The sequence below is a fragment of the Streptomyces macrosporus genome (assembly GCF_039533145.1).
GTDB classification, from domain to species: Bacteria; Actinomycetota; Actinomycetes; order Streptomycetales; family Streptomycetaceae; genus Streptomyces; species Streptomyces macrosporus.
Genome location: NZ_BAAASZ010000006.1, coordinates 1 through 4,589, shown reverse-complemented (window position 1 = coordinate 4,589; position 4,589 = coordinate 1). Strand labels below are relative to the sequence as shown.

Here is a 4,589-nt window from a genome sequence, read left to right as displayed (position 1 = left end):
TGGAGGTCGGCCGCCCGCAGCTCGCGCCGATCCGGCCGTACGCCGGGCCGCCCGCCGCCGACGGCTTCACCATCGAGGACGAGCGGATCACCGAGTCCAGCGGACTGGCCGCCAGCCGTGCCCACCCCGGCGTGTACTGGACGCACAACGACAGCGACGACGGGCCGTACGTCTACGCGGTGGACGGCCGGACGGGGCGGACGGTCGCCACGATCACCCTGACCGGCGTCGCCCCGCGCGACGTCGAGGCCGTCTCCGTCGGCCCCGACGGCGATGTCCACGTCGGCGACATCGGCGACAACTTCGGCGGGCGGTGGCCGGAGGTGTGGATCTACCGCTTCCCCGAGCCCGAGGAGCTGACCGACCGGGCGGTGGAGGTCACCCGCCACACCGTGCGCTACGCGGACGGTCCGCGCGACGCCGAGTCCCTGGCGGTCCACCCCGGCACCGGGCGGGTGTACATCGTCAGCAAGGACGAGGACGGCGGCGCCCTGTACGCCGGACCGGAGGAGCTCTCGGCGTCCGGCGTCAACACCTTCACCCGCGTGGCCGCCGTCGACGTGTGGGCGACCGACGCCGCCTTCTCCCCGGACGGCACCCGGCTGGCGGTGCGCGGCTACTTCGACGGGAGGATGTACGCCTGGCGGGACGGGAAGCCGCGCGAGCTGGGACGGTTGACCGTGCCGATGCAGCGCCAGGGCGAGTCGCTGACCTTCACCCCGGACGGTCGGACCCTGCTGTACGGCACGGAGGGCGCGCGCGGCGCCGTACAGCCGAGGGAACCGACCGGCGACCAACTCCCGGAGAGCGTACGGCGGGAGGAGGCCGAACGGTCCCGGGACGGCGAGGGGGGTCCGGCGGACGACCGGGCGGGCGATCCGGCGGGCGACGCGGCGGGGGAGGAGGGACAGGGGAACACCACCGTCCTCGTCCTCGCCCTCGCCTCGGTCGCCGTCCTCTTCCTGGCCCTGCGCCGGGCCGCCCGGCGCAGGGGCTGAGCCGGGGCCTCCCGTCCTCGCTCCCCGCCGGGTCCGCGCTCGTGGGCCGGCCGGCGTCCCGGCGGACGACCGCCGCTACTCGGCGGTCGACGCCTCCTGACCCGTGCCGCCGTCCAGCCAGGGGCCGACCAGTTCCAGGACGTCCCGCAGCGGGTCGCGCAGGGAGAGGTCGTCGGCGAGCACCGCGTGCCCCGGCGTCACGAACTCGTAGACGAAGGCGTCGGGGACCTGCCGGTCGATGGTCCGCCGCGGCAGGCTCTCGAACTCCTCGCTCTCCAACAGGCCGCGCAGCTCGGCCAGTTCGCCCCGCGGCATCCGGTCGGTCTCCGGCGTGCCGCCCGGGGCGTCCAGCACCTCCACCGCGCCGTCCCGGTCGACGACGACACTGGTGTACCCGCCGGCGATGCCGCCGGTCCTGGTCACGGCGAGCAGCGTCCCCCCGAGGGGGTCCTCGGACGGGGCGGGGGCGGAGGAGGGGGCGGAGGGGGTGCCGGACGTGCTCCCGCTCGCGCTTCCCGGCGCGTCCGACCCTCCCGAGTCGCACCCCGTCAGCAGCAGGAACGCCACGGCGACGGCCGCCGTCCCGCGTCCGAACCGGTCGGGTCGGCCTCCCGACTCCGTTCCCATCGGCACCCCCGGGTCGTGTTCCGCGACGGACCCGACCATGGTGGCGGCCGGAGGGGCCGCTGTCGACGGGGTGTGCCGCCCTCAGCCGCCCTCGGCGTCGTCCCCGTCACAGGCCCGCTCGCCGGACCGCTCGCCGGACCGTCCGCCGGACCGCTCGTCGGTCCGTTCCGCGAGGAACGCCTCCATGCCGTCGAGCAGCCGTTCCAGACCGAACTCGAAGAGCTTCTCGCCGGGGACGGCGAAGGTGTCCTCGGCGAGGGCGGCGACGTGCGGATACGCGCCGCTGAGCATCGCCTTCTCCAGCATGGGCCCGTGCGCCGACCAGAACTCCTCGTCGCTGATGCCGGTCTGTTGGGCGGCCTGGGCGGCGTTGACGTGGGTGCGGGCGCAGCCGGCGACGTAGCCGTCGAGGGCGGCGACGAACCCCATCCGCTCGTGGTCGGTGAGGTCGAGGTCCGCCAGGCCGGAGAGGGCGTAGTCGAAGCCGGCCACGGCGCCGGGGCCGAGCACGGGGCGGGCGAGGTTGATCCGGAGCAGCCAGGGGTGGTCCAGGTACATCCGCCACGTGCCGAGGGCGACGTGCCGCATGACCGTGCGCCAGTCGGCGTCCCGGGGCGCGTCGGAGCCGTCCGTCATGCCGTAGGCGCGGTCGATCATCAGCTCCAGCAGTTCGGCCTTGCCCGGCACGTAGCGGTAGAGCGACATCGTGCCGACCCCCAGCTCGGCGGCGACGCGGCGCATGGAGAGCGCGTCGATCCCCTCGGCGTCGGCGATCCGGATGCCCGCGGCGACGATGCGCTCCAGGGTCAGGCCCGGCTTGGGGCCGCGGGCGGGGCGCTCGCGCCGGCCCCACAGGAGTTCGAGGCTGCGCCGCAGGTGGTCGCCGTTTTCTCGGGTCGTCATCGCACTCCATCCTACGGGTGCGCGGAAAAACCGAGTACACCGTACGCGCAATCGGGTACGGTGTACTCGGTTTGGAGGGAGGCACCATGACGACACCCCACGGCGCCGGACGCGCCGAGCACGCGGTGTGGGCGGAGGGGCTGGTGAAGCGGTACGGCGACAAGCGCGCCCTGGACGGCTTCGACCTCGCCGTCCGGCGCGGCACCGTGCACGGCCTGCTCGGCCCCAACGGCGCGGGCAAGACCACCGCCGTGCGCATCCTGGCCACGCTCGTCCGCCTCGACGGCGGACGCGCCACCGTGGCCGGTCACGACGTGGCCCGCGAGCCCGCCCGCGTGCGCCGCAGGATCGGGCTGGTCGGCCAGTACGCGGCGGTCGACGAGATCCTCACCGGCCGGCAGAACCTGGAGATGTTCGGCCGCCTGTTCCACCTCGGCACCCGTCAGGCCCGGCGGCGCGCCGACGAACTGCTGGACCGCTTCGGCCTGACGGACGCCGCCGACAAGCAGCTCAAGGCGTACAGCGGCGGCATGCGGCGGCGGCTCGACCTGGCCGCCGGCATGATCCTCGCGCCCGACGTGCTCTTCCTCGACGAGCCCACCACCGGGCTGGACCCGCGCAGCCGCAACGAGGTGTGGGAGGCGGTGCGCTCCCTGGTCGCGGGCGGCACCACGGTGCTGCTCACCACGCAGTACCTGGACGAGGCCGACAAGCTGGCCGACCGCATCACCGTCCTCGACCGGGGCGTGCGCATCGCCGACGACACCCCGGCCGGGCTGAAGAACGCCATCGGCGGCGACCGCGTCGAGGTCGTGCTCCGCGACGCGGCCGACATCCCCACCGCCGTCCGCGTGCTCGCCGGGGTCGCGGACGGGGCCGAGCCGCACACCGATCCCGAGGAGCGCCGGGTGCACGCGCCGGTCACCGACCGGGTGGCCGCGCTCACCGAGGTGGCCCGGACCCTCCAGGACGAGGGCGTCGGGATGGAGGACATCGGCCTGCGCCGCCCCACCCTGGACGAGGTCTTCCTGCGCCTGACCGGCCACCGCGCGGAGCGGAACGGGACGGAAGGGACGGCCGGGAAGAAGGAGCGGGAGGAGACCGCCGCATGAGCACCGCACCGAACCCCGCCCCCGCCCCCGTCCTCCCCGACGGCCCCGAGCGGCGGCTGTACTGGGCGGTCGCGGACTGCTGGACGATCGTCCGCCGCGACCTGCTCCACCTCGCCAAGCAGCCGTCCATCATCGCCTGGCAGCTCGGTTTCCCGATCGTCTCGGTGCTGCTGTTCGTCTACGTCTTCGGCAGCGCCATGGACGTGGGCGCGGGGGACTACGAGTCGTACGCGCTGCCCGGCATGTTCACCATGACGATGGCCTTCGGCTTCATGAACACCGCGATGGCCGTCGTCGTCGACAAGGACCGGGGCGTCACCGACCGGTTCCGGTCGATGCCGATGTCCCCCTCCGCGGTGGTCACCGGCCGCGGCGTCTCCGACGTGCTGCACGCCGCGCTGGACCTGCTGGTGTTGGTCCTGATCGCCCTGGCCGTCGGCTGGCGCTCGGACGGCGGGGTGCTCGCGACCCTCTACGCCTTCGCGCTGCTGCTCCTGCTGCGCTCCGCGCTGATCTGGGTCGGGGTGTTCCTCGGGCTGCTCGTTCCCAACCAGGAGGCGGCGGGGAACCTGTTCGCCGTGGCCTTCCCCTTCGGGATGATCTCCAGCGTCTTCACGCCGCCCTCTATGATGCCGGACTGGTTGGGCGCCATCGCGATGTGGAACCCGGTCTCCTCCACCGCCAACGCCGTCCGGGACCTCTTCGGCAACCCGGTGGCGACCGGCGGGAGCTGGATCGAGGAGAACGCGGCGCTGATGGCGGTGGTCTGGCCGCTGGTCGTCACGGCCGTCTTCCTCCCTCTGGCGGTGCGCCGCTTCCAGCGGCTGTCGCGGTAAGGAGGCCGAGGAGGCCGAGGAGGCCGAGGAGGCCGAGGAGGGAGACGGGCGGTACAGGGATGCCGTCGGCCCGGTCGTCCGAGGGACGGCCGGGCCGGTGGCGTGTCCGCGGG

At 74.2% G+C, this 4,589-nt stretch carries 5 protein-coding genes; 3 read left to right on the top strand and 2 right to left on the bottom strand.

Annotated elements, in window-relative coordinates:
- The first annotated feature begins 29 nt into the window (after positions 1 to 29).
- Positions 30 to 998, top strand: coding sequence for a hypothetical protein (locus tag ABD335_RS02940; RefSeq protein WP_344320699.1), 969 nt, complete (start codon positions 30 to 32; stop codon positions 996 to 998).
- A 75-nt stretch (positions 999 to 1,073) separates the two neighbouring features.
- Here ABD335_RS02940 and ABD335_RS02935 read toward each other — a convergent pair whose 3' ends face one another.
- Positions 1,074 to 1,421 (bottom strand): hypothetical protein, encoded by a 348-nt coding sequence (locus ABD335_RS02935; protein ID WP_344320440.1) that lies wholly within the window; start codon positions 1,419 to 1,421, stop codon positions 1,074 to 1,076.
- 285 nt (positions 1,422 to 1,706) lie between these two features.
- A complete protein-coding gene (locus ABD335_RS02930; RefSeq protein WP_344320439.1) occupies positions 1,707 to 2,528 on the bottom strand; it encodes a TetR/AcrR family transcriptional regulator in 822 nt (273 codons plus the stop codon).
- A gap of 86 nt (positions 2,529 to 2,614) precedes the next feature.
- Between ABD335_RS02930 and ABD335_RS02925 the strand changes: the two genes are divergently transcribed.
- Positions 2,615 to 3,640, top strand: a complete 1,026-nt coding sequence (locus tag ABD335_RS02925; protein WP_344320438.1) for an ATP-binding cassette domain-containing protein — start codon at positions 2,615 to 2,617, stop codon at positions 3,638 to 3,640.
- Positions 3,637 to 4,476 (top strand): ABC transporter permease, encoded by an 840-nt coding sequence (locus ABD335_RS02920; RefSeq protein WP_344320437.1) that lies wholly within the window; start codon positions 3,637 to 3,639, stop codon positions 4,474 to 4,476. Before ABD335_RS02925 ends, ABD335_RS02920 begins: the two co-directional genes overlap by 4 nt.
- Positions 4,477 to 4,589 lie beyond the last annotated feature (113 nt).

Bases quoted from the DNA above. Each gene is read 5' to 3' on its own strand.
- ABD335_RS02920 (WP_344320437.1), top strand. From the start codon at position 3,637: ATGAGCACCGCACCGAACCCCGCCCCCGCCCCCGTCCTCCCCGACGGC.
- ABD335_RS02925 (WP_344320438.1), top strand. From the start codon at position 2,615: ATGACGACACCCCACGGCGCCGGACGCGCCGAGCACGCGGTGTGGGCG.
- ABD335_RS02930 (WP_344320439.1), bottom strand. From the start codon at position 2,528: ATGACGACCCGAGAAAACGGCGACCACCTGCGGCGCAGCCTCGAACTC.